The sequence below is a fragment of the Mesorhizobium sp. M8A.F.Ca.ET.202.01.1.1 genome (genome assembly GCF_004791595.1).
In the GTDB taxonomy this organism is placed as follows: Bacteria; Pseudomonadota; Alphaproteobacteria; order Rhizobiales; family Rhizobiaceae; genus Mesorhizobium.
The window spans coordinates 136250-161909 of record NZ_SRUN01000010.1 but is presented as its reverse complement, the minus strand read 5'-3'; the positions used below and the strand labels follow the sequence as shown (position 1 = coordinate 161909).

Genomic DNA, 25660 nt, shown 5'->3' with positions numbered 1-25660 from the left:
GTGCCCCTCCGCGGTTCGTTACTTTACCCAGGCCATTACTGTACCAAGGCCATTACTGTACCCAGGATTGGGTGATCATCCAGTTGAACTGCCGGTTGAACTTGAAATTGCCAACGCGTTTGCTGACGAAGTCGAGCCGCTTGGGCGTGAAGAGGCCGACGGCCGGCGCCTTGTCCGTGACTTGCTTGTCGATTTCAGCCCACAATTTGTCGGCGGCTTTCTGGTCGGTCACGCCGAGGTCCAATGCCTTCTGCATCTTGGCGTCGATATCCTTGTCGCAGAAGCCGGCGATGTTGATTGAAGCGTCCGAACCCTCGCGGAACGAGGCACAGCTGAACAGGATGTTCAGGAAGTCCGAGGCCGCAGGATAGTCCTTGTACCACTGGGTGACGGACATCTGCACTTTGTTGTTGGTGTTCTGGATGTAGGTGAACTGGATGTTGGACGAGATCGGCTTTACGTCGGCGACGTAGCCGATGGTGGTCAGCACGCTCTGCAGATAGACGCCGATGGACCGGGAAATGGCCGTGTCCTCGACGATGATGGTCACCTTCTGGCCCTTGGTGCCCGATTCCTCGACGAGTTGCTTTGCCTTGTCGAGGTCAGGCGCCGACCATTTGGCGCCGGGGTTCTTGGTGAAGGGGCAGTAGTCCTCGTGGCCAGGGAAATCCGGAGGCAGAACCTGGCATACCGGCGAGGCGAGCACCTTGCCGCCGAACAGCTTGACCAGCGTGTTGCGGTCGATCGCATAGGCAACGGCCTGACGCGCCTTTTCGTTGTCGAACGGCGCCAGACGATTGTTGAGCGGCGCATACCACCACGCCGAAAGCGGCGAGATGTGCAACTGGTCCATGGCCTTGGTGCCGAGTTCGCCAAGGCGGTCGCTCGGCAGCGCGTCGAACATCCAGTCGGCTTCCCCATTCTGGATCGCGGTGACGGCGGCTTCCTCGGAGAGGCCGAAATCATATTGGACGACGTCGGAGTAGCCGTCGGGCTGGGCTTCCTCGCTCCACTGTTTGAAGTTGGGGTTGCGGGTCACCGTCATCCCTTTGTTGGGATCGAAGGCGGAGATCATATAGGCGCCGGTGCTGGGGATAGGCTTGGAACCCATGTCTTCCGCGGGCGTCTCCGCCGGCAGGACGACGGCGTGCGGCAAGGCAAGCTTGTAGAGAATCTCGGCGTCCGGCTTGGTCAGGTTGACGGTGATCGTGCCGGCCGCCTCGTCGCCGACAACGCCGCCTTCCAGCGTGCAGCTCTTGGTGTCGGCAAGGCATTTGTCGGCACCGACGATGCCAGCATAGAAGGTTCCGGACGTCGGTCCGGAGACCTTGAAGATGCGCTGGAAGGAAGCAACGACGTCCTTCACACCGAGATCCTTGCCGTCGGAGAACTTGATGCCCTTGCGCAGTTTGAAGGTAAACGTCTTGCCGTCATTGCTGACCTGCGGCAGCGCCTCGGCGAGATCGGGGACGATGGTGAAGCCGTCCATGCCCTCGGCCTTGCGGAAGGCGACCAGCCCGTCATAGATCGGCTGATACATTTGCCAGCCCTGGTCGGTGTAATTGATGTGCGGATCGAGCGTTCCGGCCGCCGAGCGCGCCAGCAGGCGAATGGTGCCGCCGCGATGTTCCTTGAGGTACTCGGCCTGCGCCGGAGCCAGCCACATGCCGGCCAGCAATGCCGCGGCCGATGCCGCGAGAAGCAGTTTCTTCATGTCGTAGTTCCCCTTTTCTCAGTTGTCGTTGTCGTCCAGGAAGTCTCCCACCACCCGCATGCATAGATCCTGCTCTTCGACATGCGGCATATGGCTGGAATGCTCGAATACCTGCCAGCGCGATCCTTTGATGCCGTCCTTGAAGGGCTGGACGGTTGCGGGCGTGGCTTCGTCGTAACGGCCGGAGATGATCAGCGTGGGAACATCGATAGCGGGCAATCGGTCGATGATGTTCCAGCTCTTCAGCGTTCCGATGACGTGGAATTCGTTCGGACCATTCATGAGATGATAGACGGTCGGATTGCGTGCGACTTGGGCGAAGGTTTCCGTCACCTCGGGCGGGAACGGAACGACCCGGCAGACATGCCGCTCGTAGAACACCATCGTCGCCTCTTGATAGGCCGGATCGTCCGTCGTGCCGGCCTGTTCGTGCCTTGCCAGTGTCTCCTGCACATCGCTCGGCAGGGCGGCGCGCAACCGGTTGGCCTCTTCCACCCACAGCTTCATGGAAGCCGGTGAGTTGGCGATGGTCAGCGACTTCAGACCCTTTGGCCGCGTCACCCCATATTCAGCGCCCAACATGCCGCCCCAGCTCTGTCCGAGCACGTGGAAGCCGCCGCGGATGCCGAGTTGGTCGACGAGGTTTTCAAGTTCATCGATGAACAGCCTGGGCGTCCAGAAATCGGCGCCTCTGTCAGGCAGCAAGGTGGAATTGCCACAGCCCAATTGGTCGTAGTGGATGACGGCACGGCCCGTTCGGGCAAGAAGCTTGTACGCATCGACGTAGTTGTGGGCGGCACCCGGCCCGCCATGCAGCATGACGACCGGAGCCTTGTCGGCGTCGAGTTCGCCGCTGACCCGATACCAGGTTTCGTAGTCGCCAAAGCCGGCCCGCCCTTCCCTGGTGGCGATTTCCGATGACATCCCCGCTCCATGCGTGATTGAAGACATGTTGCTTTGTCCCTAGTTCGTGACCCGGCTGGCCTGAACCCATTCTTCCAGCATCTGCACGCCGAATGCCGTGGCGCCTTGCCTGCCAAGGGGCCGATCCGCATCGGCCAGTTCCTTGCCGGCAATGTCGAGATGCACCCAGGGCCGATCCTCGGTGAAGTGACGCAGGAACGCCGCGGCGTAGGGAGCGTCACCGTCTTCCATGTCCTTGGCGTGATGCCGCAGGTCCGCGAACGGCGATTGCAGCCCCTCGTCGTAAGCCCGGTCGAGTGGCAGCTGCCAGAACCGCTCGCCGACCGCTTCTCCGGCCGCGATCATCCGCGAGGCGATGGCGTCGTCGGTGCTGAAGAGGCCGGCGAATACCGATCCGAGACCGCGCATCACCGAATAGGTCAAAGTGGCGAGGTCGACGATCACCGACGGGTTGAAGCGCGAGGCGGCATAGTAGAGGCAGTCGGCCAGGATCAGGCGTCCTTCCGCATCCGTGTCGAACACTTCCACGGTCTGACCGGACGCTGTCGTGATGATGTCGCGCGGCTTCAGCGCGGTGCCCGACGGCATATTCTCGGCGATGCCGAGCACGCCGACCACGTGCACCGGACTGCCTTGCCGGGCGAGCGCGATCAGCAGGCCGACCACGGCGGCCGCGCCGCCCATGTCGGCCTTCATATCGAACATCTGCTCGCCGCGCTTGATGCAGAGGCCGCCGGAGTCAAAACAGACACCCTTGCCGACGAAGGCCAGCGGCTGAGCGGGGGCACCCTTGCCGCGATAGCGCAGGACCGCGACGCGCGGGGGGCGCACCGAGCCTGATCCCACAGCCAGGATCGCGTTCATGCCGAGTTCCCCGAGCCTTGCCGTATCGAGTATCTCGACGTCGATGCCAGCTTCGCGCAACGGCTCCAGATGATCGTGGAAATTGTCGGGATGGAGATGGTTCGGCGGCAGGTTGACCAGAGTACGCGCATATTCGACGCCATCCGCGATCGCATTGATCCGCGCCAGCGCCGAATTCAGCGCCGGACCGCCGGCCCCGACCAGTTGTACCCGCAGGGTCCGATCGGCCCCCGCTCCCGCGCGCCGGTTGCGCATGTCGAAACGATAGCGCCGCAGCCGCATGCCAAGCGCGACCCTTGCCAGGATTTCCGCTCCCGTCAGACCTATGCCTGCAATGGGATCCAGGACCAGGGTAGCCGCGCATTCCCCTTTGCCTTCCAGATGCGCGGCCAAGAGGCCGCCGGCACGCGTCAAGGAGAGCGCGGTGACGGCCTCGGCCTTGCCCAGGGCAAGGACAATCACGCGCCGGGCCGATACCGCTTTAGGGGCGATGACATCAATGCAAGTGCCGGATTCAGCCAGTACGGCTGCATCGGAACAGGCTCGGGAGAGTATCCCGCTCATTTCCGTGTCCAGTGCCGCCGCCCGAGGGCCAAAACCCGTCTGGGCAGTCTGCAAGATCACGACGACGGAGGTTTCCGCGGAAATCTCGTCCGCCGTTTCAAAGACCGGCACTGGCGATTGAGGCATAGGCGGGCGTTCTCCTCATTGCGGGGCTTTGGCCGAGGCGTCGCTTGCAGCTCGTGCAATGCTTCGCCCGCCACCGGTGGAAGCCGGTCAAACCGGTCGCCGCCGTTGGTGGAATGGTGCCGAAGTTCCCGAATAGCCGTTTTCGTAAGACGACTTAGTTGCACTTGCCTCTTGGGTATCCCTGAACGGGCCAAGCGATCAAACGCCAATTTTGTCCATGTCGATTGACAAAAACTCAACTGACAATTCATGATCGGCCAATGGCCCTACCCTCACTCAACGGCATGCGCGCTTTCGAGGCCGCAGCACGTCTCGGCAGCATCAAGGATGCGGCGGAGGAGCTGCATTTGACGCCCTCGGCGATCAGCCGCCACATCCGTGCACTCGAACGCAATCTCGGTCAGGACCTGTTCGAGCGCGGCTTTCGCCAGATAACGCCGACCATCCGGGGTTCATACTATGCGCGCAGCCTCTCCGAGGCGTTCGAGGCCATCTGGCGCGCCACCGACGATGTCAGTCTCGTTGACGGCCCGAGTCACGGCAGGACCCAGCGTGTCCGGGTCCTGTGCGTGCCGGCTGTCCTGAACCTTTGGCTGGCCGACCGGTTGCCGAATTTTCGCCGGCAGCATCCGACCGTGGATCTGGAGATCTCGACATCGGGCAAGCGGGCCAATTTCGATTTGGCCATTGTCGACGAGTTCGTCTACAAGGCCGGCCCGGCGCTGACTCTGCTGATCCCGCTGGTTCTGACGCCGGTCTGTGCACCCTCGTTGCTTGAAGGGCCGATGCCGCTGCTGTCGCCCGCCGATCTGGTCAATCACCACCTGATCCACGAATGCGAGACCATGCGATGGAAGCGCTGGCTGGAGCAGGAAGGCGTTTTGGACACCACGCCGAAATCCAGCACGACGCTGGATGACTGCACGCTGATCATGCGCGAGGCCATCAATGGCGCTGGAATAGCGCTTGCCGACACGATGATGGCGCAGGATTTGCTTCAGCAAGGCAAGCTGGTCGCCCCATTCAGCGCCCGCCATACCTATCCGGCCGGCATCTACCTGCATCAGCGCCGCAGTATCGGCAACAAGCCGGGTACCGGCATGTTTCAGGACTGGCTGCTTTCCGAAGTCGAGGACCACAAGCGGGTGATGGCCGTCGCCTAGGCTGCCGCTCTTGCCGGCAGAAGTTGGCAGGGCGGATTCATCCAGCCTGACGCGGTGGATCGAAAATTCGAATCGACAGACGGGCGCTTTTCCAAAGCGGCTCACCATTACCGTCTGTCGATAATCGCGGTTCGCATTGAATATCTTTAAGGCCAAAGCCGGCAAATCGGTTGCTTGTCGGTTCCCCTGCGTCAGGCGTAACCTCTGCGGTCAACGCGTGAGGGCGCGTGCTGCAAGAAGGGGATATTGCAATGACGATACAAGGCGCATCGCCTGACCTGTATAATGAAGACCTCGCTCCCGCCAAGGTTCGAAACTGGGGACCGTTCTCGATCTTCAATGTCTGGACATCGGACGTCCATAGCCTGTGGGGCTACTATCTCGCCGCCAGCCTGTTTTTGTTCTGCGGCGGCTTCGTCAATTTCATCATCGCCATCGGCATCGGCTCGCTGATCATCTACGCATTGATGAACATGGTCGGCTATGCCGGTGTGAAAACCGGTGTGCCCTACCCCGTGCTGGCCCGAGCCTCCTTCGGCATCTGGGGCGCCAACATTCCGGCACTGGTGCGCGCCATCGTCGCCTGCTTCTGGTATGGCGCGCAGACTGCCGCCGCCTCCGGCGCCATCGTCGCATTGCTCATCCGCTCGCAATGGTTCGCCGATTTCAACGCCAACACCCATTTCCTCGGCCATTCCGGCCTGGAGGTGATCTGCTTCGTGGTCATATGGGCCCTGCAACTGCTGATCATCCAGAAAGGCATGGAAACGGTGCGCCGCTTCCAGGATTGGGCAGGACCCGCCGTCTGGGTGATGATGCTGCTCCTGGCCATTTATCTGTGCGTCAAATCCGGAACCTTCGCCTTCACCAGCGACATCCCGATGGACGTGCTTCTGGAGAAGACCAGGGATGCCGGCGTGCCTGGAACGCCGGGCTCGTGGACGTCGCTGTTCGCGGTGGCCGCGATCTGGGTGACGTATTTTTCGGCGCTCTATCTCAATTTCTGCGATTTCGCCCGCTATGCCCCCGATCAGGCAGCGCTGCGCAAGGGCAATATCTGGGGCCTGCCGGTCAACCTCATCCTGTTCTCGCTGGTCGCCGGCGTCACCACCATCGCCGCCTACGACGTCTATCATGAAGTGCTGCTGCATCCCGACCAGATCTCGGCCAAGTTCGACAGCTGGTTCCTGGCTGCCCTTGCGGCCTTGACCTTCGCGGTGGCGACCTTGGGAATCAACGTGGTGGCCAACTTCGTCTCACCCGCGTTCGACTTCTCCAACGTCTTCCCGCGTCAGATCGACTTCAAGAAGGGTGGCTACATCGCCGCGCTGATCGCGCTCGTGCTCTATCCCTTCGCGCCGTGGGAAGGCAGCGCCGCGTCCTTCGTCAACATCATCGGCGCGACGATGGGGCCGATCTTCGGCGTCATGATGGTCGATTACTATCTGATCCGGAAGAGCGAGGTCGACGTCGAGGCGCTCTACCGCGAGGACGGCGAATTCCGCTTCCAGGGCGGCTGGCACGTCAATGCCTTCATCGCCGCCGGCATCGGCGCCGTCTTCTCCTCGATCCTGCCGAACTTCACCAACTGGCTGCCGTCCTGGTGGGGTGTCTATGGCTGGTTCTTCGGCGTGGCGATTGCCGGCGTCATCTACTACGTGCTGCGCACCGCGGCCGTGGGCGCAGGCGCCAAGACAGCGAAGGCTTGAAGCAGGCCTTAGGCAGTGGGCGGTAGGGCCTAGGGAACTACTGCCTACTGCCTACTGCCTAACCATCTCGGCCAGCTTGCGCACAGTATTCCAGTTGCGCGAGGTGCCAATGCCGAGGCGCCTGTGATTGGCGGCCGCAAGCAGGCGCGAGCTTGGCTTCTCGCGCGAAAACACAAGCCATATGTCGCCACCGACCAGAAGCACCTTTTCGTCCCCGGCGGCACGGGTCTGAAGACCCGATATGGCATCTTCGGTCACGGGTTTGCGCATTACACGCACCGCGACCTGGTCGCCGGCTTCAACCGAGTCAGCCGGGAATGGATTGCTGGTTGCGAGTCTCAGCCAATCCTCGGCGCTGCGGACAATGATGTCGACGTGGCGGCCAAAGGCCTTTTCGAAGGCGACTTCCAAGCGCGTCTCAAGCGTGGCGACCGAAATCTTTTCACTCTCGAAGACCAGGTTGCCGGTCGCCACCAAGGTGCGGACATTCTTTAGGCCGATGCCTTCCGCCATCGCCTTGAGGTCGGACATGACGACCCGCCGCCCCCTCCCAGGATGATGCTGTAGAGGAGCGCGACATAGGTCCGCATGGAATCAGTCAGACCAGCCGGCTCTGCTCCACCGCCGCCTCGATGAAGCTGGCGAACAGCGGATGCGGATCGAGCGGCCGGCTCTTCAGCTCGGGGTGATACTGCACGCCGATGAACCAGGGATGGTCGGGATACTCGACCGTCTCAGGCAACACGCCGTCAGGCGACATGCCGGCAAAGACCAGCCCGCAATCCTCAAGGCGCTGCTTGTAGTCGATATTGACCTCGTAGCGGTGCCGGTGACGTTCGGAAATCTGGGTGTCGCCATAGATGTCGGCGATCTTCGAGCCCTTGGCGAGTTCGGCCTGATAGGCGCCGAGCCGCATGGTGCCGCCGAGATCGCCGGTCGCCCGGCGCTTTTCCAACATGTTGCCCTTCAGCCATTCGGTCATCAAACCGACGACCGGTTCCTTGGTCGGGCCGAACTCGGTCGAGGAGGCATGTTCGACGCCGGCCAGGGATCGCGCCGCCTCGATGCAGGCCATCTGCATGCCGAAGCAGATGCCGAAATATGGCACCTTGCGCTCACGCGCGAATTTCGCCGCCAGGATCTTGCCCTCCGAGCCGCGTTCGCCGAAGCCGCCGGGCACCAGGATACCGTGCACCTTCTCAAGCCAAGGCGCCGGGTCTTCCTTTTCGAAGATTTCCGATTCGATCCAGTCGAGCTTGACCTTGACGTGGTTGGCCAACCCGCCATGCGAGAGCGCCTCGATCAGCGATTTGTAGGCATCCTTGAGGCCGGTATACTTGCCGACGATGGCGATGGTGACCTCGCCCTCCGGATTGTGGATGCGGTTGGACACAGCCTGCCACGGTTCCATGCGCGGCTTGGGCGCCGGGTCGATGCCGAAGGCGGCCAGCACTTCCGAATCGAGACCTTCCTTATGGTAGGCCATAGGCACGTCGTAGATGTGCGGCACGTCGAGCGCCTGGATGACGGCGCTCTCCCTGACATTGCAGAACAGCGACAGCTTGCGGCGCTCTTCCTTGGGAATGGCGCGGTCGGCGCGCACCAGAAGTATGTCGGGCGCAATGCCAATGCCGCGCAATTCCTTGACCGAATGCTGGGTCGGCTTGGTCTTCAGCTCACCTGCTGTCGGGATATAGGGCATCAAGGTCAGATGCACGTAGACGGCATTGTTGCGCGGCAGATCGTTGCCGAGCTGGCGGATTGCCTCGAGAAACGGCATCGCCTCGATGTCGCCGACCGTGCCGCCGATCTCGCACAGCACGAAATCATAGTCGTCATTGCCGTCGAGGACGAAGTTCTTGATCTCGTCGGTAACGTGCGGGATGACCTGCACGGTCGCGCCGAGATAGTCGCCACGCCGCTCGCGCTCGATGATGTTCTTATAGATACGCCCGGTCGTGATGTTGTCCTGCTGATTGGCGGAACGGCCGGTGAAGCGCTCGTAATGACCAAGATCGAGATCGGTTTCGGCACCGTCATCGGTGACGAACACCTCGCCATGCTGGTACGGCGACATCGTGCCGGGGTCGACATTGAGGTAGGGATCGAGTTTTTTGATGCGAGCGCGATAGCCTCGCGCCTGCAGGAGAGCCCCAAGGGCCGCTGCGGCAATGCCTTTTCCAAGTGAGGAAACCACGCCGCCTGTGATGAATACATATCGCGCCATGGGAGTCATCGCTTAACGCGGCCGGATTGATTCCGCCAGAGAAAAAACCGCCGCGAAGGCTTTTTCCCAAGAAGGCGCTCGGACCATGATCCCTAAAATGGAATCCGGTTTTTTGGACAGGATCCCGACCAAAACGGGTTTTGATCGAGACCTTCCGTCCGGAATTGGCGTAAAAACAAAGACTTAGAGCAGGTCGGCGATTCTATCAAACGTTGAACCGCTCCAAGCAAAACAAAAGGGCCGGCTGAGCCGGCCCTTTCGGCATGATGATGGAAACGTCAGATGATGACGACCTTGGTGCCGACCCGGACGCGGCTGTAGAGATCCATGACGTGCTCGTTCATCATACGGAAGCAGCCATTGGAGGCGCTGGTGCCGATAGACTGCGGCGCGATGGTGCCGTGAATACGCAGATGCGTGTCCTTCTTGCCGTCATAGAGATAAATGGCGCGGGCACCGAGCGGGTTCTGTCCGCCGCCGGCCATGCCGTCCTTGTACTGGCCGTAGTGCTTTGGCTCGCGCTTCTGCATGTCGAGTGTCGGGATCCAGCGCGGCCATTCCTGCTTGTCGCCGACCGCGACCGTGCCCTTGAACTGCAGGCCTTCGCGGCCGACCGCGATGGCATAGCGACGCGCGGTCGTGGACGATTCGACGAGATAGAGCCGGCGAGCGCTGGTGTCGATGACGATCGTGCCGGCATCATAGCCCGTAAATTCCACGTCCTGAGGCACGAATTCCGGCTTCACCTTGAACGGCTTCTTGGCGTTTCTCTGGGCAAGTGCCGAATCGAGCGCGCGGGTCTCGGGCAGATAGCTGATCGATGAGCCCGATGAAGTTCCACCGAACAGGCCGGCGAACAGGCCGCCACTCGACTGCTTCTGGCCGCCGACGACCTCGCTGCGCAGTTCGCCATTGTTGCCGGTCAAAGCGACATTCATCGCTTCGGCCGGGATAGGCTCAGCCGATTGGATCGGCGTGACGGGTTCAATCGGTTCGATGATCTTGGTGGTCTTCTTGGCTGTGTTGGCCTCGGCCACTTCAGCCGCCGGAGCGCTTTTGCCCTTCTGGGCTAGGAAGGCCTGCCGTGCGGCATCGGCCCTGGCTTTCGCCGCTTCGCGCATCGCCAGCTTCCTGGCCTCGAGCGCCTTGGCCTTGGCGTTCTCCTTGTCGGCAACGATCTTGGCCTCGATCTTCTTGATCTGGGCAAGATCGTCCGGCGTCGGGTTTTTCTTCTTCTTGAGAAGCTTCAACTGCGCCGCATCGCTTTTGGCCGCGACGGGGATGGCGTCGGTTTTCTCAAGCGACACCGGCTGTTGTGCGGCCATGTTTGCCGGCATGGCGGCGAAGGCCGGGGAACTCATGCCGATTGCGGCGCAAAGTCCCAGGAAAATGAAGCTGCGAAGCTGCATGGCGAAGATCCGATCGTTCAATGCTTGTTGCCCACGGCGTCGCCCGGCGTCCCCCAAGGACGCCGAAAATGCCGCGTGCAATCTATAGTCGAATAAGCGCGGATGCCTCAAGCGCGAGACCGCACTGCTGCCCGTCGAATCTTCGTGATCGCGCAGCATTTGCCGCGACTGTGTTCAAACGATCACAGATCGCGGTTTGGAAACGTCGAGGTTTACTGGTTCGGAACCTGGGGCGCCGCCGGCGCTGTGTTGGTGGTTCCGTTGGTGGCCGGCGGCGTTGAGCCTGCGGCGGGGGCAGTGGCCGGGGCCGTTGCCGGAGGCTTTGCCGCGGCGTCGTTTCCGGATGGCGGCGTCGGCGTGGTGGTGCCGGCGGGAGCCGGGGTGGTGGTGCCGGGCAGTTGGTTGAGCACGCCCTTGCCGGCGCCGTCCGAGGTCACGGGAACCCGGTCGAGAATGTCGATCGGCTTCTCGCCGTAGCGGGCAATGATCGACAAGGTCAGCGACGTCACGAAGAACGCTGCCGCCAGGATCGCCGTCGCCCGGGTCAATGCGTTGGCCGCGCCGCGCGCCGTCATGAAGCCCGACCCGCCACCAATGCCGAGGCCGCCGCCTTCGGAACGCTGCAGCAGCACCACGCCGACAAGGGCGAGCACGACCATGAGATGGATGACGATCAGTACGGTTTGCATAGTTTATCCTGGCAAGGCCTTGCCCGGCCGCGGACACGACCGGTGAATTGGAGGCGGCTCAATACAATGCTTTCACGGCATTTCCAAGCCCGTGGCCGGAATATGGGAAGCAACGTGCCCTTTGCAACGAATTTGGACGAGATGGGACCCGCCAATCGTCGTGGATCTCAGCCTGCAATGCTGCGATAGGCTTCGGCGATACCCAGGAAATCAGCCGCTTTCAGGCTGGCGCCGCCGACCAGCGCGCCATCGACGTTCCTGACGCCCAGCAGTTCGACCGCGTTGGACGGCTTGACCGAGCCGCCATAGAGAATGCGCATCCTGGCAGCGGCGGTCCCCAGCTTTTCCGACAGCTTTTCGCGGATATGCGCATGCGCCTCGGCCACATCGGCCGCCGTTGGCGTCAGGCCGGTGCCGATCGCCCACACCGGCTCGTAGGCGATAATGGTATTGGACGGCGTGGCGCTCGGCGGCACCGAGCCTTCAACCTGGCGCGAAAGCACCTCCAGCGTGGCGCCGGCTTCACGCTGCTGCTGCGTCTCGCCGATGCATACGATGGCCACCAGTCCGGCACGCCAGGCCGCGGTGGCCTTGGCCTGGACCGTCGCATCGTCCTCGCCGCGTTGTTCGCGGCATTCGGAGTGACCGACAATGACATGGCTCGCGCCCGCGTCCTTCAGCATCTCCGCCGAGATGCAGCCGGTATAGGCGCCGCTTTCCTTGGGGTGGCAGTCCTCACCGCCGGCATGGACAGGCGTGCGCGACAGGATCTCCGCCGCATGGGAAAGCAGCGTCGCGGGAACACAGACCAGTGCTTCGGTCTCGGCGTCGAGCCCGCTCATGAAACCGTTGCCGATCATCCTGAGTTCGTTCAGCGAGGCGCTGGTGCCGTTCATTTTCCAGTTGCCGGCGACAAGCGGGCGAATTCCTGGCGTCATGGTGTGCTTCTCCGGGCGATATCAGGCTCTGGCCCTCACTACCAAAATCAGGCCACAAAGCAATCGACAGTGGACCGGAAGGGCGCTATTGCGCTTGTTTCAGACTCGGCGCATGCGAAAATGCGCATAAATCGGAAGTAACCATGCTTGGTATATTGAGAAGCGCGGCAGGTACCTGGGTCGCGAAGACGCTGCTTTCGCTGCTGGTGGTCAGTTTCGCTGCCTGGGGCATCTCCGGAAAGCTCATGGGCGGCTTTGCGGGCCACGATTCGGTGATAACCGCTGGTGGAACCAAGGTATCGATCAACGAATACCGCCTTGCCTATGACCGCCAGCTCGCCGTCATGTCGCAGCAGTTCGGTCAGCGCCTCACTCATGAACAGGCAAAGGCGCTCGGCATCGACAATCAGGTGCTGGCGCAACTCGTCTCCGGTGCCGTTCTCGACGAACAGGCACGCAAGCTGGGCCTCGGCCTCTCCAAGGACCGGCTGGCTGAACTCACCCGCGAAGATCCGGCGTTCAAGGGCCCTGGCGGTCAGTTCGACCGGCGGACATTCGACTACATGCTGCACGAGGTCGGCATGCGGCCCGAGGATTACCTGAAGAACCGCGCCCAGGTGGCGGTGCGCCAGCAGATCGTCGAGGCTGTCTCGGACGGCCTCAAAGCCCCCGACACGTTCTTCAAGGCGGTCGCGCTCTACCGCGGCGAAGACCGCACCGTCGACTATCTGACATTGCCAAAGACGCTGGTCGAGCCGATCGAGGCGCCGAGCGACAGCGTGCTCCAGGCTTATTTCGAGGCCAACAAGAAAACCTACGCCGCACCTGAGTACCGCAAATTCTCCTATGTCCGCCTGGAACCGGTGGACATCATGGATACGACCGCGGTCACCGACCAGCAGGTCAGTGACGACTACAACAAGAACAAGGCGCGCTACACCACACCCGAAATGCGCACCATCGAGCAGCTTGTGTTCAAGACGCCGGATGCCGCGAAGGCAGCGCTCGATTCGCTCAAGGCAGGTGCCACCTTCGACAAGCTGGTGACCGCCGAAGGCAAGACCCCGGCCGATATCCTGCTTGGCACGCTCGCCAAGGACAAGATCGCCGACAAGGCGGCTGCCGATGCCGCCTTCGCGCTCAATGCCAATGAAGTCAGCCAGGTCGTTCAGGGCACCTTCGGTCCAGTGCTGCTGCGCGTGACCGAGATCAAGCCCGAGGTGGTGAAGCCGCTTGCCGAAGTGTCCGACCAGATCCGCAAGGACCTGGCGCTGGGTGAGGCAAGCCGCATCCTTTTGGATGTGCACGACAATTATGAGGACACCCGTGCATCGGGCAGTTCGCTGGCCGACGCGGCCGCCAAATTGAAGCTCAAGGACATCACCATCGACGCCATCGATCGCAATGGCCTGAGGCCCGATGGCACCATCGTCAAGGACCTGCCGGAATCGCCGTCGCTGATCAAGGCCGTCTTTGATGCCGAACCCAACACCGAAAACGAAGCGCTGACCACGGCGGACAACGGCTTCGTCTTCTATGAGGTTGGTTCGATCACACCGGCTCGCGACCGCACTCTTGATGAGGTGCGCCAGAGGGTGGTCGCCGACTGGACGGCTGCCGAGACCACCAAGCGGCTCGCCGCCAAGGCGGACGAACTCGAGAAGCGGCTCAAGGCCGGCGCCACGCTCGATGTCATCGCCAGTGAACTCAAGCTGGAAAAGCAGACCAAGCGCGGCCTGAAGCGCGAAGCCGATGATGCCGATTTCGGCAAGGAGGGCGCCGCCGTGATGTTCGGCGTCGGCGAAGGCGGCACCGGCTTGATCTCCTCGCCCACCGGCGACGGCCAGATCCTGTTCAAGGTCGCCGAAGTGTTCGAACCGGCCGGCGCCGACGCCAGCTCGGTGCCGGACGACGCGCAGAAATCATTCACCTCCGGCATGTCCGACGACCTGCTCGACCAATTGGTGGCGCAGTTGCAGACGCAATACGATGTCCGCATCGACCAGGCCGCCGTTGCCCAAGCCTCGACAAGATGAGCGCGCTGAAAACCCATATCGCCAAGGTCGCGACCGGCACCGCCCTGTCCTTCGAGGAGGCGTGCGAGGCCTTCGACATCATCATGTCGGGCGATGCGACCCCAGGGCAGATCGGCGGCTTCCTGATGGCGCTGCGCGTGCGCGGCGAGACGGTCAGCGAGATTTCAGGCGCCGTCGCCACGATGCGTGCCAAGATGCTGCGCGTCGATGCCCCTGACGGCGCCATCGACATCGTCGGCACCGGCGGCGATAATTCGCACTCGGTCAACATCTCGACAGGATCAGCCTTCGTCATTGCGGCCAGTGGCGTGCCGGTCGCCAAGCACGGCAATCGCGGCCTGTCCTCGCTGACCGGTGCGGCCGATGTCCTGATCGCGCTCGGCGTCAAGATCGACCTCTCGCCCGAGTTCATCGGCCGTTGCATTCGTGAGGCAGGCGTCGGCTTCATGTTCGCCCCCGCACACCATCCGGCGATGAAACATGTCGGCCCCACACGCGTCGAGCTCGGCACCCGCACCATCTTCAACCTGCTCGGTCCCCTGTCCAATCCGGCGGGGGTGAAGCGGCAGATGGTCGGCGTGTTCCTGCCGGAATGGATCATGCCGGTGGCCGAGACGCTGAAGGCGCTCGGCACCGAGCACGCCTGGGTCGCCCATGGCGACGGCTATGACGAGATCACCACCACCGGGCAGACGCAGGTTGCCGAACTGGTTGGCGGCGAGATACGCAGCTTTACGCTGACCCCTGAAGAGGTTGGACTGAAGCGCCATACCAAGGACGAGCTGCGCGGCGGTGACGCCGCCTACAATGCCAAGGCCTTGCGCGATATGCTGGGCGGCGCCGCCGGCGCCTACCGCGACACAGTGTTGATGAACGCCGGCGCCGGACTGGTGATTGCGGGCAAGGCGACGACGCTGGGTGACGGCATCGCCATCGCCGCGCAGGCGATCGACAGCGGCCGGGCGCTGCAGGTGCTCGACCGGCTGGTCGAAATTTCGAACGGGTGAACCGTGTCTGACATTCTGCGCAAGATCGAAGCCTACAAGCGCGACGAGATAGCCGCCGCCAAGGCACGCGTACCGCTGGCAGAGATCAAGGCGCACGCAAAAGACGCCGACGCACCGCGCGGCTTTCTCGCGGCGCTCGACGCGAAACGCAAATCCGGCGATTTCGCCCTGATCGCCGAAATCAAGAAGGCAAGTCCCTCCAAAGGGCTGATCCGTGCGGACTTCGATCCGCCGGCATTGGCGAAGGCCTATGAGAAAGGCGGCGCCGCCTGCCTTTCCGTACTGACGGACGAGCCGTCCTTTCAGGGGGCGCCGGAATTCCTCACCAGGGCAAGGGCAGCCGTCGCCCTGCCCGCGCTACGCAAGGATTTCCTGTTCGATTCCTACCAGGTCCATGAAGCTCGCGCCTGGGGCGCGGACGCTATCCTGATCATCATGGCCAGTGTTGACGACGACTTGGCGCATGAGCTGGAAACGACCGCGTTCGAACTCGGCATGGATGCGCTGATCGAGGTCCACGACGAGGCCGAGACGGAGCGCGCGTTGAAATTGTCGTCGCGGCTGATCGGCATCAATAACCGCAATCTGAGAACGTTCGAGACCAGCCTTGAGACCTCCGAGCGGCTGGCGGCCATGGTACCTGCCGATCGCCTGCTGGTTAGCGAGAGCGGCATCTTCACCCATGACGATTGTCTCAGGATGCAAAAGAGCGGCATCGGCACCTTTCTCGTCGGCGAAAGTCTGATGCGGCAACAGGACGTCGCCGCCGCGACGCGCTTGCTCCTGACGGGCAAGGCAGTAGCCGAGGCGATCTGATCGTGGCCAACCTCACGCACCTTGGCGCGCAGGGCGAGGCCAACATGGTCGATGTCGGCGACAAGGAAGAGACGACGCGCACCGCGATCGCCGAAGGCTTCGTCTCCATGCAGCCCGAGACATTGAAGACCATTCTCGCCGGCAACGCCAAGAAAGGTGACGTGCTTGGCACCGCGCGCATCGCCGGCATCATGGCGGCCAAGAAGACGCATGAGCTGATCCCGCTCTGCCACCCTCTGCTGCTGACCAAGGTTTCCGTCGACATAGAACCGGACCATGCTCTGCCCGGCCTCAGGGTCACGGCGCTGGCGCGCGTTACCGGCAAGACCGGCGTCGAGATGGAAGCATTGACCGCCGCGTCCGTGGCCTGCCTGACCATCTACGACATGGCCAAGGCGGTGGACCGCGCCATGGTCATCTCCGGTATCCGGCTGGCCGAAAAGACCGGCGGCAAGTCCGGCGACTACAAGGCAGGTGCCTGATGGTGCTGGTTCCGGTCGCCGAGGCGCTCGAACGCCTCCTCGACGGCGCCGTGCCGCTGGCCGGCGAAAGCGTCCCCCTCATCGAGGCTGTCGATCGTGTGCTGGCCGAAGCGGTGGTGGCGCTTCGCACCCAGCCGCCCTTCAACGCTTCTGCCATGGACGGCTATGCGGTGCGAGTCGCCGACGTGGCGTCGGTGCCGTCGAAACTCTCGGTGATCGGGATAGCGCCGGCCGGGCGTGGCTTTGACGGCGCGGTCGGCCAAGGACAAGCCGTGCGCATCTTCACCGGCGCACCGCTGCCTCATGGTGCCGATACCATCGTCATCCAGGAGAATGTCAGGGATCTCGGCGGTGGCAACATCGAAGTGTTCGAGCCCACCGCCGAGTGGCGCAACATCCGCCGCGTCGGCCTCGATTTTTCCAAGGGCGACGTGCTGCTGGAGAAGGGGCGTTTGCTCGACCCGGCTGCACTGTCGCTGGCGGCATCGGCCAACCACCCCCGAGTGAGCGTGGTGAAACGGCCGTTGGTCGCCATCATCGCCACCGGTGACGAACTGTTGCAGCCCGGCAGCGAACTCGGGCCGGACCAGATCATCTCGTCCAACGCTTATGGCGTCGCCGCGGCAGCACAGTCGGTCGGTGCCCGCGCGCTCGATCTCGGAATCGCCGCCGACCGCAAGGACGCCATCGCCGCCCTGGTCAGGAAAGCGGTGGCCGCCGGCGCCGATGTTATCGTCACGCTGGGCGGTGCCTCGGTGGGCGACCATGACCTTATCCATGACGTGCTGACCAGCGAAGGCATGACCCTCGGCTTCTGGAAGATCGCCATGCGTCCTGGCAAGCCGCTGATGTTCGGGCGCCTCGGCGATGTCAGATGCATCGGCCTGCCCGGCAATCCGGTGGCAAGCCTGGTCTGCTCGCAATTGTTCCTGAAGCCGCTTCTGGCGAGGCTCGGCGGCCGCGATCATCGTCAGGATATCCGCCAGGCACGGCTGGGCGCCGCAATGGCGGCCAACGATCTGCGCCAGGATTATGTGCGGGCGGTGGTCCGGGAGGACGGCAGCGGGTTGGTGGCGACGCCGTTCGGCATCCAGGATTCTTCGATGCTGAGGATGCTCGCCGATGCCAACGGATTGGTCGTGCGCGCGCCTTTTGCTCCCGCATCTGTTGCCGGAGACGCTTGCAGCGTTCTGATGTTGCGTTGAAGAATTATCTTACAAATAGCTGATAACAGGACAAAAATGATCTCGGCTATTCCGAGATCAAAGTCCGCGTCAAGGCGTGCGCTGGATCGGCAAGGCCATCGACAACATCGTAATGATGCCGATCAGGTTCGACCACGGCATTGGTAATTGCGCCAAGTCCGGTCCAGATGTTGGCCAGCAACGCATTCTGGCGCAGGAATTCGGATCGCTCCCCACCGCCGGCCCAGCAGGTGATGCGGATACCATCCAGGGGGCGCAGCAGTGCCGGGCTTTCCGTCTGCGCCTCATGCTCATCGATTTTCAGCGTCGCGTTCATGTCCGTGCACATCAGCGGGCGCAAATCATGCAAGCCTGAAATCGAAACGACATGGCGTATACGCCGCGCGACATCGGCAGCCAAAGGCGTGGTCACCGTCACCATGCGGCTGGCGAGATGTCCACCGGCCGAATGTCCGGTCAGAATCAACGGCCCGTCGACCATTGCCGCGGCCCTGCTGATAGCCGTCCCGATTTCGGTGACGATGCCGGCGATGCGTATGTCGGGGCACTGCGTGTAGGACGGCATCGCCACGGCAAAACCGCTGTCGACCGCGCCGCCGGCGAGGTGCGACCACAAGCTCTTGTCGGTCTCCATCCAATAGCCCCCATGGATGAACACCACTAGGCCCCTCGGCGCGGCCTTGGGCAGAAAGAGGTCGAAGCGGTTGCGCGGACGATCGCCATAGGCAATGTCGATACGTGCCCGGCCCTGTGCCGATAGCGCATCGCGGAACGCCTGCGCGGGTTCCGCCCATGCGGCCGGCCAACGGTCACTGCCGGCGATATTGGCGCCGTTGGCGTAGGCATTGTCCCAGTCGGCAATGCGATGGTCTGGCATCGGCACCCTCCCCCGAAGCGGCATCGTTTCTGCACTAGCAATGGCCGCCGCCATGTCATGCGTCAATGCTCCGGCAAAAACATTTTAGGCTTGAAACAAATTTCGACTGGTGCGATCCTGCCTGCGGAACAGTCGACAATGGGAGGTCCGCTGTGCTGTCCGAATCTGCCAATCGTCACCTTTCCGGCGACATGGTCGACAAGGTGTAGCCGGCTGCACGAAGCCTTCCGCGAAAGATGGGAATTCAGATCCACCGCCTCCGGCCAGGTGCCCCCACGCTGGCCGGGCAGCAGACAGGGACAGCGGCGACATGCTTGGGCCTTCAGCGCATACCGACACGTTCACGCGCGATCATCTGCCGCCGCCCGAACAATGGCCCGACTTCCTGCTCGACGGCTTCGACTACCCCGAACATCTCAACGCCGGTGTCGAATTGACCGACCGGCTGGTCGAGAAGGGTCTCGGCGACCACACCGCCCTGATCGGCAATGGCCGCCGCCGCACCTACAAGGAACTGTCCGACTGGACGAACCGGCTCGCCCACGCGCTGGTCGAGAATTATGGCGTCAAGCCGGGCAACCGGGTGTTGATCCGCTCCGCCAATAACCCAGCCATGGTCGCCTGTTGGCTGGCCGCCACCAAGGTCGGCGCCGTCGTCGTCAACACCATGCCGATGCTGCGTGCCGGCGAACTCACAAAGATCGTCGACAAGGCCGAGATCACGATCGCGCTCTGCGACACCAGGCTGATGGACGAGATGACCGCCTGCGCCAAGGACAGCGCGTTCCTGAAGCAGGTGATCGGCTTCGACGGCACCGCCAACCATGATGCCGAGCTCGACGGCGCCGCCCTCGACAAGCCCGTCACCTTCACCGCCGTCAGCACCGGCCGCGACGATGTCGCCCTGCTCGGCTTCACCTCGGGCACGACGGGCGTGCCGAAGGCGACGATGCATTTCCACCGCGACCTGCTGATCATCGCCGATGCCTACGCCCGCGAAGTCCTGCAGGTGACGCCGGACGACATCTTCGTCGGCTCGCCGCCGCTCGCCTTCACCTTCGGTCTTGGCGGGTTGGCCATCTTTCCCCTGCGCTTCGGCGCGGCGGCGACCCTGCTGGAACAGGCGACGCCACCCAACATGATCCACATTATCGAGAGCTACAAAGCCACCATTTCCTTCACCGCGCCGACCGCCTACCGCGCCATGCTGAAGGCCATGGATGAGGGTGCCGACCTGTCATCGCTGCGTGTTGCCGTTTCCGCCGGCGAGACCTTGCCGGCTCCGGTCTTCGAAGAGTGGACACGAAAGACCGGCAAGCCGATCCTCGATGGCATCGGCGCCACGGAAATGCTGCACATCTTCGTCTCCAACCGCTTTGACGACAGGAAGCCCGCTTCGACCGGCAAGCCGGTCGGCGGCTACGAGGCGCGCATCGTCGACAACGACATGCGCGAAGTGCCGCGTGGCGAGACCGGACGGCTGGCGGTGCGCGGGCCAACCGGCTGCCGCTACATGGCCGATGACCGGCAGAAGGACTATGTGCGCGACGGCTGGAATCTCACCGGCGACACCTTCACGCAGGACGAGGACGGCTTCTTTCACTTTGCCGCGCGTTCCGACGACATGATTGTCAGCGCCGGCTACAACATCGCCGGACCCGAGGTCGAGGCGGCGCTGCTTTCGCATCCCGATGTCGCCGAATGCGCTGTCATCGGCGCCGAGGATGGCGAGCGCGGCCAGATCGTCGAGGCGCATGTCGTGCTGGTGCGAGGCGTGGCGCCGGACGCGATGACCGTCAAGCGCCTGCAGGACCACGTCAAGGCAACCATCGCGCCCTACAAATACCCGCGATCGGTCAAATTCATCGCCGCGCTGCCCAAGACCCAGACCGGCAAGATCCAGCGCTTCCGCCTGCGCACGGAGAAAATCAATTGAGCGAACCCTACGATCCGGCGTCCGAAGGCGCACAGATGTCGTTCAAAGAACGCATGTCCTACAGCGACTATCTGCACCTGGAGAAAGTACTCGACGCGCAGGCGCCGCTGTCGTCGGCGCATGACGAGATGCTGTTCATCATCCAGCACCAGACATCGGAACTCTGGATGAAGCTCGCCCTGCACGAGATTGGCGCCGCGATCCGCTCGATCCGTGCCGACCGGCTGGAGCCGAGCTTCAAGATGCTGTCGCGCGTCGCCCGCATTTTCGAGCAGCTGAACAACGCCTGGGACGTGCTGCGCACGATGACTCCAAGCGAATATACCGAATTCCGGGACGCGCTCGGCCAGTCCTCGGGTTTCCAGTCCTGGCAGTATCGCGCCATCGAATTCATGGCCGGCAATCGCAACCTCGCCATGCTTGGGCCGCACAAGCACCGGACGGACCTCACGGGCAGGCTGGAGGCAATCCTGACCGAGCCGTCGCTCTACGATGAAGCGCTGCTGCTTCTGGCACGCAACGGATTCGACATCGGCGCCGATGCCAGGCGCACGGACTGGCGAGAGACGCGCAGCGAGAACGAAGAGGTCCTCGTCGCCTGGCAGACCATCTACCGCGATCCGCAGCGCTACTGGATGTTCTATGAACTGGCCGAGAAACTGGTCGACTTCGAGGACTACTTCCGCCGATGGCGCTTCAACCACGTCACCACGGTCGAGCGCATCATCGGCCTGAAGCGCGGCACCGGCGGCACATCCGGTGCCTCCTACCTCAAGAAGATGCTCGAGGTCGTCCTGTTTCCGGAACTCTGGAACGTCCGTACCCGGCTCTGAGCTCCTTGGTGCGGACTGGAAAGCGGCGCGGCACTTTTCCTGGAATTGCGCCGACGCTTCAGGTCACCGCGGTCTTGACCGCGAAGCGCGCGTCCTTCCACGCGCCGGTGCGCAGGATATCTTCCAACACCCCGACCGCCTGCCATACATCGGCGTAACCGACATAGAGCGGCGTGAAGCCGAAGCGGATCGTCGATGGCGCACGGAAATCGCCGATCACGCCGCGCTCGATCAGCGCCCGCATCACCTGGTAACCGTTGGGGTGGAGGAACGAAACCTGGCTGCCGCGCTGCTTGCCATCGCGCGGGCTTTCCAGCTCCAGGCCGTAAGCGCCGCATCTGGTCTCGACGAGTTGGATGAACAGGTCGGTGAGCGCGATGCTCTTGTTGCGCACTGTCGCCATGTCGACATCGTCCCAGATATCCAGCGCCCCCTTGAGCGCCCGCATCGACAAGACCGGTTGCGTGCCGCACAGGAAGCGACGGATGCCGCTGCCGGCCGCATAACCCTGCTCGAAGGCGAAGGGCCGCGCGTGGCCCCACCAACCGCTGAGCGGCTGCTGGACTTTGTCGTGATGACGCGTGGCGGCGTAGATAAAGGCTGGCGCGCCCGGACCACCATTGAGATATTTGTAAGTGCAGCCGATGGCGAAATCCGCATTGGCGCTGTCGAGTTCGACCGGCAAGGCGCCGGCGGAATGGCAGAGATCCCAGACGATCAGCGCGCCGACCTGATGGGCCTTGCATGTCAGTGCCGCCATGTCGCGCAGCTGGCCGGATTTGTAATTGACATGGTTGACCAGGATGACGGCGACACGCTCGTCGATCAGTTCCTCAATGGTCGGCGCGTCGACGCCCTCGAGCCGCAAGACAGTGCCGGGTCGCGTCGAGGCCACGCCTTCGGCCATATAGAGATCGGTCGGAAAGCTGTCGCCTTCGGCGACGATGACCGACCGGTCCGGCCGCATGCCGAGTGCGGCATGCAGCACCTTGTAGATATTGATCGAGGTCGTATCGCACACCACGGTCTGGCCGGGCGCGGCGCCGATCAGCCGTCCGAGCTGGTCGCCAAGTGCCAGCGGCATGTCGAACCAGCCGGCAGTATTCCAGGCGCGGATGAGATCCTGCGCCCACTCCTGGGTGGCAGCCTTCTGCAGCTCGTTGAAGACGGCGGGTGCCGCGGCCCCAAGCGAATTGCCGTCGAGATAGATGACGCCTTCCGGCAAAATGAACCGGTCGCGCATGGCGCGCAGCGGGTCCGCCGCATCCATGGCCTCGACGGCTGCGAAATCGAGCGGTGCACGCATCATTTGTGACATTCCCTGGTTATTCATGCCCTGGTTATTCACGGATCGCTTCGCGTGCCGGCGCGGACCCGCGGCTACGCTTGAGGCTGGGCAAGGCAAGCATGGCGAGCACGAACAGACCCGTGGCAAGCTTCAGGTCGGGCGGCGGCATGCCGGCGGCAAGGCAGAACGACACCAGCTGGTAGTAGATGATCGCGCCGGCGAAGGGCGCCAGCAGCTGGCGCCAGACCGTCTGCTTGCCGACGACGGCCTCGCCGATCATCAGCGCGGCAAGGCCGTTGATGAGGATCCCCAATCCCATATTGACGTCGGCAAATCCCTGCGACTGCACCATCAGCGCGCCGCTTGAAGCCGAAAAAGCGCTCGCCAACCCGACACCGCCTATGGTCGCGGCCCAGACATTGATGCCTTGCGCCTCGGCCATGTCGGGATTGGCGCCCACGGCACGCACGGCCGTCCCCTTCTCGGTCCTGAAGAACATGTGGAGCAGCATGAAGGCGATCAGCGCGAGAAGGCCGGCGACGACGATCTTGCTGGCGGGAAAACCCGGCCGCGCGAACGGCACCCAGTCGAACACCGTCGGCGAGCCGAAGACCGAGAGATTGGACTTGCCCATGATGCGAAGGTTGATGCTGTAGAGCATCGTCATCATCAGGATGCCCGCCAGAAGCGTGTGGATGCGGAAGCGCAGATGGATGAAGGCGGTGCAGCAGCCCGCCGCGAAGCCGGCAACGAGGGCGGCGGCGATGCCGACCAACGGCGATGCGCCGGCGGCAAGGAGGACGCCGCAGATGCAGCCGCCCAGCGGAAAGGCGCCCTCGCTGGTGAGATCGGGAAAATTCAGCATGCGAAACGGAATCATGATCCCGAGCACGACAAAGGCCAGGATCAGGCTTTGCGCCAGCGTGACCGGCATGATCGCGACGAAGCTGGCGAGAACGTCCTGAATGAAGCCCATGATGATCAGCTCGCCAGCAACATGCGGTCGGTCTTGACTGAGAAATGGCCGATCAGATCGATAACCGTGATCCTCGCCTTCTCTTCGCCTGTGACCTCCAGGAGGACGCGGCCGGCGTCGAGCATGATCACCCGGTTGCCGTAGTCGACGGCATGCTGCATGTTGTGGGTCACCATCAAAGTCGTCAGCTTCAGCGCGCTGACGGCGCGCACCGTTGCCTGCATGACGATCTCGGCCGTGCGCGGGTCGAGCGCCGCGGTATGCTCGTCGAGCAGCAGCAAGTCGGGCGATCCGCCGACCGCCATGATCAGCGACAGGGACTGCCGCTGCCCACCCGAAAGCAGGTCGACGCGGGTGTCCATGCGGTTTTCAAGGCCGAGGCCCAGTATCGACAGGCGTTCCTTGTAGGACGCGAGCCGGGTGGCGTTCAGCCCCTGGCGCAAGGTGCGCTTGCTGCTGCGCAAATCAGCCAGCAGCATGTTTTCCGCGACCGTCATGCTGGCGGCGGTGCCGCGCATCGGATCCTGGAAGACGCGGGCCAGCTTCGCGGCGCGCTTGTGCACCGGCATATCAGTCACATCGGCGCCATTGATCAGGATCTGGCCGGAATCGAGGATCAGAGCGCCGGAAATGGCGTTGAGCATGCTGCTCTTGCCCGCCCCGTTGGAGCCGATGACGATGCCGAACTCGCCAGTCGCCAATGACAGGCTGAGGCCGTCCAGCGCGATCTTCTCGTCGGCCTGGCCCCTGTAGAATACTTTGCGCGCGGATCGGATCTCGAGCATCGTTCCTCCCTGACATGAAAAGTGACGGCGCCCGCGCCGTCACCTTCATGCAGCCTGATGTCAGTCGACGATGCAGCCGCAATCTGCCATCGAGGCCGGTATCTCGATGCCGAACGCGGCCATCGCCTTGCGGGAAATCGTTGCCATGTGATCCTTGTAGGCCGGGCGCGACGGCGCGATCGTCTTGGGATCCTTGCCCTTGAGTATCTCTGCGGCGATGTCGCCGGCGTTGATGCCAACCTGCGTGTAATTGACCGCGAAGCTCGCCGGCACAGTGCCGTTGCGGACCGCGCTGTCATCGGAGTTGACGACCGGGATACCGGCCTGGCGGGCGGCGGCGGAGACAGCGGCGATCGCCGGCTGGATCAGGTTCGAGGCCGGGCCGTAGATGACGTCGGCCTTGCCGGCGAGCGAAGCGATACGTTGCTGGATGTCATTGACGTTGTCGATGCCGACCTCCACCACCTCGAAGCCAGCGGCGGGCGCCGCCGCCTTGATCTTTTCGACCAAGGCAACGTCATTGGCCTCGCCCGGATTGTAAGGCACGCCGAAGCGCTTGGCGTTCGGCAGCAGCTTCTTGGTGAAGGCCATCACCGCGGCGACGTCCTGCAGATCGCTGGCGCCGGTCATGCCTTCGTCACCTGAATCCCACGACGGCACCAGCTTGGCCGCCACTGGATCGGTGACCGCGGCAAAGACGATTGGAATGCCGGAACCGGCGAGCGCCTTCTTGGCGATCTGCGAGACCGGCGTGGTGATGGTGTAGATCAGCTTGGGCTGCTCCGCCTGCAGCTTGGCGATCATCTGCGGCACCAGCGATGCATCGAAATTGGTATGGCTTTCCGTATAGACGACGTCCTTGCCCTCGACGAAGCCATTGTCCGTCAGCGCCTTCTTGAAGCCGGCTATGGCGGCATTGAGCTGGGGGTGCTCGCCGAAATTGGCAATGCCGATGCGTATCTGGTCGGCGGCGGCACTGCCGGCGCTCACCATCAACGCGCTAGCCATGAACAAACCCGACAACCAAGCGGATTTCGACTTCAACATCATTTCCTCCCAGATTTGATCAGCGCCGCTTGCAGCGCGGCTACT

General features: G+C 62.9%; 21 protein-coding genes and 1 pseudogene. 9 read left to right on the top strand and 13 right to left on the bottom strand.

Annotated features, from left to right (window positions below; translation table 11 throughout):
• Positions 1-52 precede the first annotated feature (52 nt).
• The 3 genes from EN845_RS21720 to EN845_RS21710 are packed head-to-tail and all read right to left on the bottom strand — an operon-like array spanning position 53 to position 4192.
• Positions 53-1714: an ABC transporter substrate-binding protein gene (locus tag EN845_RS21720; RefSeq protein ID WP_127872474.1), complete on the bottom strand. Its 1662-nt coding sequence runs from the start codon at positions 1712-1714 to the stop codon at positions 53-55.
• Positions 1715-1732: 18 nt separating this feature from the next.
• The gene (locus tag EN845_RS21715; protein ID WP_127872475.1) at positions 1733-2638 is read right to left on the bottom strand and encodes a proline iminopeptidase-family hydrolase; all 906 of its coding nucleotides are present in this window, start codon (positions 2636-2638) and stop codon (positions 1733-1735) included.
• 39 nt (positions 2639-2677) lie between these two features.
• Positions 2678-4192 carry a leucyl aminopeptidase gene (locus tag EN845_RS21710; protein ID WP_127278962.1) on the bottom strand — a complete coding sequence of 505 codons (1515 nt, stop codon included), beginning with the start codon at positions 4190-4192 and terminating at the stop codon, positions 2678-2680.
• A gap of 260 nt (positions 4193-4452) precedes the next feature.
• On the opposite strand from EN845_RS21710, the gene EN845_RS21705 reads away from it, so the two are divergent.
• Both EN845_RS21705 and EN845_RS21700 read left to right on the top strand, forming a co-directional pair.
• A complete protein-coding gene (locus tag EN845_RS21705) occupies positions 4453-5355 on the top strand; it encodes a LysR substrate-binding domain-containing protein (protein WP_127278963.1) in 903 nt (300 codons plus the stop codon).
• 251 nt (positions 5356-5606) lie between these two features.
• Positions 5607-7064 (top strand): NCS1 family nucleobase:cation symporter-1, encoded by a 1458-nt coding sequence (locus tag EN845_RS21700; RefSeq protein ID WP_127872476.1) that lies wholly within the window; start codon positions 5607-5609, stop codon positions 7062-7064.
• A gap of 51 nt (positions 7065-7115) precedes the next feature.
• On the opposite strand, the pseudogene EN845_RS21695 reads toward EN845_RS21700, so the two are convergent.
• The 5 genes and pseudogenes from EN845_RS21695 to tpiA all read right to left on the bottom strand — a co-directional run bounded on the left by EN845_RS21695 (position 7116) and on the right by tpiA (position 12327).
• Positions 7116-7654, bottom strand: a pseudogene (locus EN845_RS21695) (DUF1697 domain-containing protein).
• An 8-nt stretch (positions 7655-7662) separates the two neighbouring features.
• Complete coding sequence (locus EN845_RS21690; RefSeq protein WP_127280485.1) at positions 7663-9300, bottom strand: CTP synthase; 1638 nt, start codon at positions 9298-9300, stop codon at positions 7663-7665.
• 269 nt (positions 9301-9569) lie between these two features.
• Positions 9570-10700, bottom strand: coding sequence for a L,D-transpeptidase (locus EN845_RS21685; protein WP_127280484.1), 1131 nt, complete (start codon positions 10698-10700; stop codon positions 9570-9572).
• A gap of 212 nt (positions 10701-10912) precedes the next feature.
• Entirely contained in the window at positions 10913-11389 is a 477-nt protein-coding gene (gene secG / locus EN845_RS21680) for a preprotein translocase subunit SecG (RefSeq protein ID WP_127280483.1), read from the bottom strand.
• Between the two features lie 167 nt (positions 11390-11556).
• Positions 11557-12327, bottom strand: coding sequence for a triose-phosphate isomerase (gene tpiA, locus EN845_RS21675; RefSeq protein WP_127281035.1), 771 nt, complete (start codon positions 12325-12327; stop codon positions 11557-11559).
• Between the two features lie 143 nt (positions 12328-12470).
• On the opposite strand from tpiA, the gene EN845_RS21670 reads away from it, so the two are divergent.
• From EN845_RS21670 to glp, 5 genes are read left to right on the top strand one after another with little or no spacing between them, the layout of a single operon-like run.
• Entirely contained in the window at positions 12471-14363 is a 1893-nt protein-coding gene (locus tag EN845_RS21670) for a SurA N-terminal domain-containing protein (RefSeq protein WP_127872477.1), read from the top strand.
• Positions 14360-15370, top strand: coding sequence for an anthranilate phosphoribosyltransferase (gene trpD / locus EN845_RS21665; RefSeq protein ID WP_127872478.1), 1011 nt, complete (start codon positions 14360-14362; stop codon positions 15368-15370). The genes EN845_RS21670 and trpD overlap by 4 nt, the downstream gene beginning before the upstream one ends.
• A gap of 3 nt (positions 15371-15373) precedes the next feature.
• The gene (trpC, locus tag EN845_RS21660) at positions 15374-16186 is read left to right on the top strand and encodes an indole-3-glycerol phosphate synthase TrpC (RefSeq protein ID WP_127872479.1); all 813 of its coding nucleotides are present in this window, start codon (positions 15374-15376) and stop codon (positions 16184-16186) included.
• Entirely contained in the window at positions 16186-16668 is a 483-nt protein-coding gene (gene moaC / locus EN845_RS21655) for a cyclic pyranopterin monophosphate synthase MoaC (RefSeq protein WP_127281213.1), read from the top strand. Before trpC ends, moaC begins: the two co-directional genes overlap by 1 nt.
• Positions 16668-17873, top strand: a complete 1206-nt coding sequence (gene glp, locus EN845_RS21650; protein WP_127872480.1) for a gephyrin-like molybdotransferase Glp — start codon at positions 16668-16670, stop codon at positions 17871-17873. The genes moaC and glp overlap by 1 nt, the downstream gene beginning before the upstream one ends.
• 46 nt (positions 17874-17919) lie before the next feature.
• On the opposite strand, the gene EN845_RS21645 is transcribed toward glp, so the two are convergent.
• A complete protein-coding gene (locus EN845_RS21645; protein ID WP_127279650.1) occupies positions 17920-18750 on the bottom strand; it encodes an alpha/beta hydrolase in 831 nt (276 codons plus the stop codon).
• Between the two features lie 310 nt (positions 18751-19060).
• Here EN845_RS21645 and EN845_RS21640 point away from each other — a divergent pair, with 310 nt between their 5' ends.
• Positions 19061-20686 (top strand): AMP-binding protein, encoded by a 1626-nt coding sequence (locus EN845_RS21640; protein WP_127872481.1) that lies wholly within the window; start codon positions 19061-19063, stop codon positions 20684-20686.
• The gene (gene kynA, locus EN845_RS21635; protein ID WP_127279652.1) at positions 20683-21519 is read left to right on the top strand and encodes a tryptophan 2,3-dioxygenase; all 837 of its coding nucleotides are present in this window, start codon (positions 20683-20685) and stop codon (positions 21517-21519) included. The genes EN845_RS21640 and kynA overlap by 4 nt, the downstream gene beginning before the upstream one ends.
• Positions 21520-21577: 58 nt before the next feature.
• Here kynA and kynU read toward each other — a convergent pair whose 3' ends face one another.
• The 4 genes from kynU to EN845_RS21615 are packed head-to-tail and all read right to left on the bottom strand — an operon-like array spanning position 21578 to position 25615.
• Positions 21578-22825, bottom strand: coding sequence for a kynureninase (gene kynU / locus EN845_RS21630; protein ID WP_127872563.1), 1248 nt, complete (start codon positions 22823-22825; stop codon positions 21578-21580).
• A 34-nt stretch (positions 22826-22859) separates the two neighbouring features.
• On the bottom strand, positions 22860-23783 hold the full coding sequence (locus EN845_RS21625; RefSeq protein ID WP_127279653.1) for an ABC transporter permease: 924 nt from the start codon (positions 23781-23783) through the stop codon (positions 22860-22862).
• Between the two features lie 5 nt (positions 23784-23788).
• On the bottom strand, positions 23789-24568 hold the full coding sequence (locus tag EN845_RS21620; RefSeq protein ID WP_127872482.1) for an ABC transporter ATP-binding protein: 780 nt from the start codon (positions 24566-24568) through the stop codon (positions 23789-23791).
• 60 nt (positions 24569-24628) lie between these two features.
• Positions 24629-25615 (bottom strand): ABC transporter substrate-binding protein, encoded by a 987-nt coding sequence (locus EN845_RS21615; RefSeq protein WP_127280509.1) that lies wholly within the window; start codon positions 25613-25615, stop codon positions 24629-24631.
• Positions 25616-25660 lie beyond the last annotated feature (45 nt).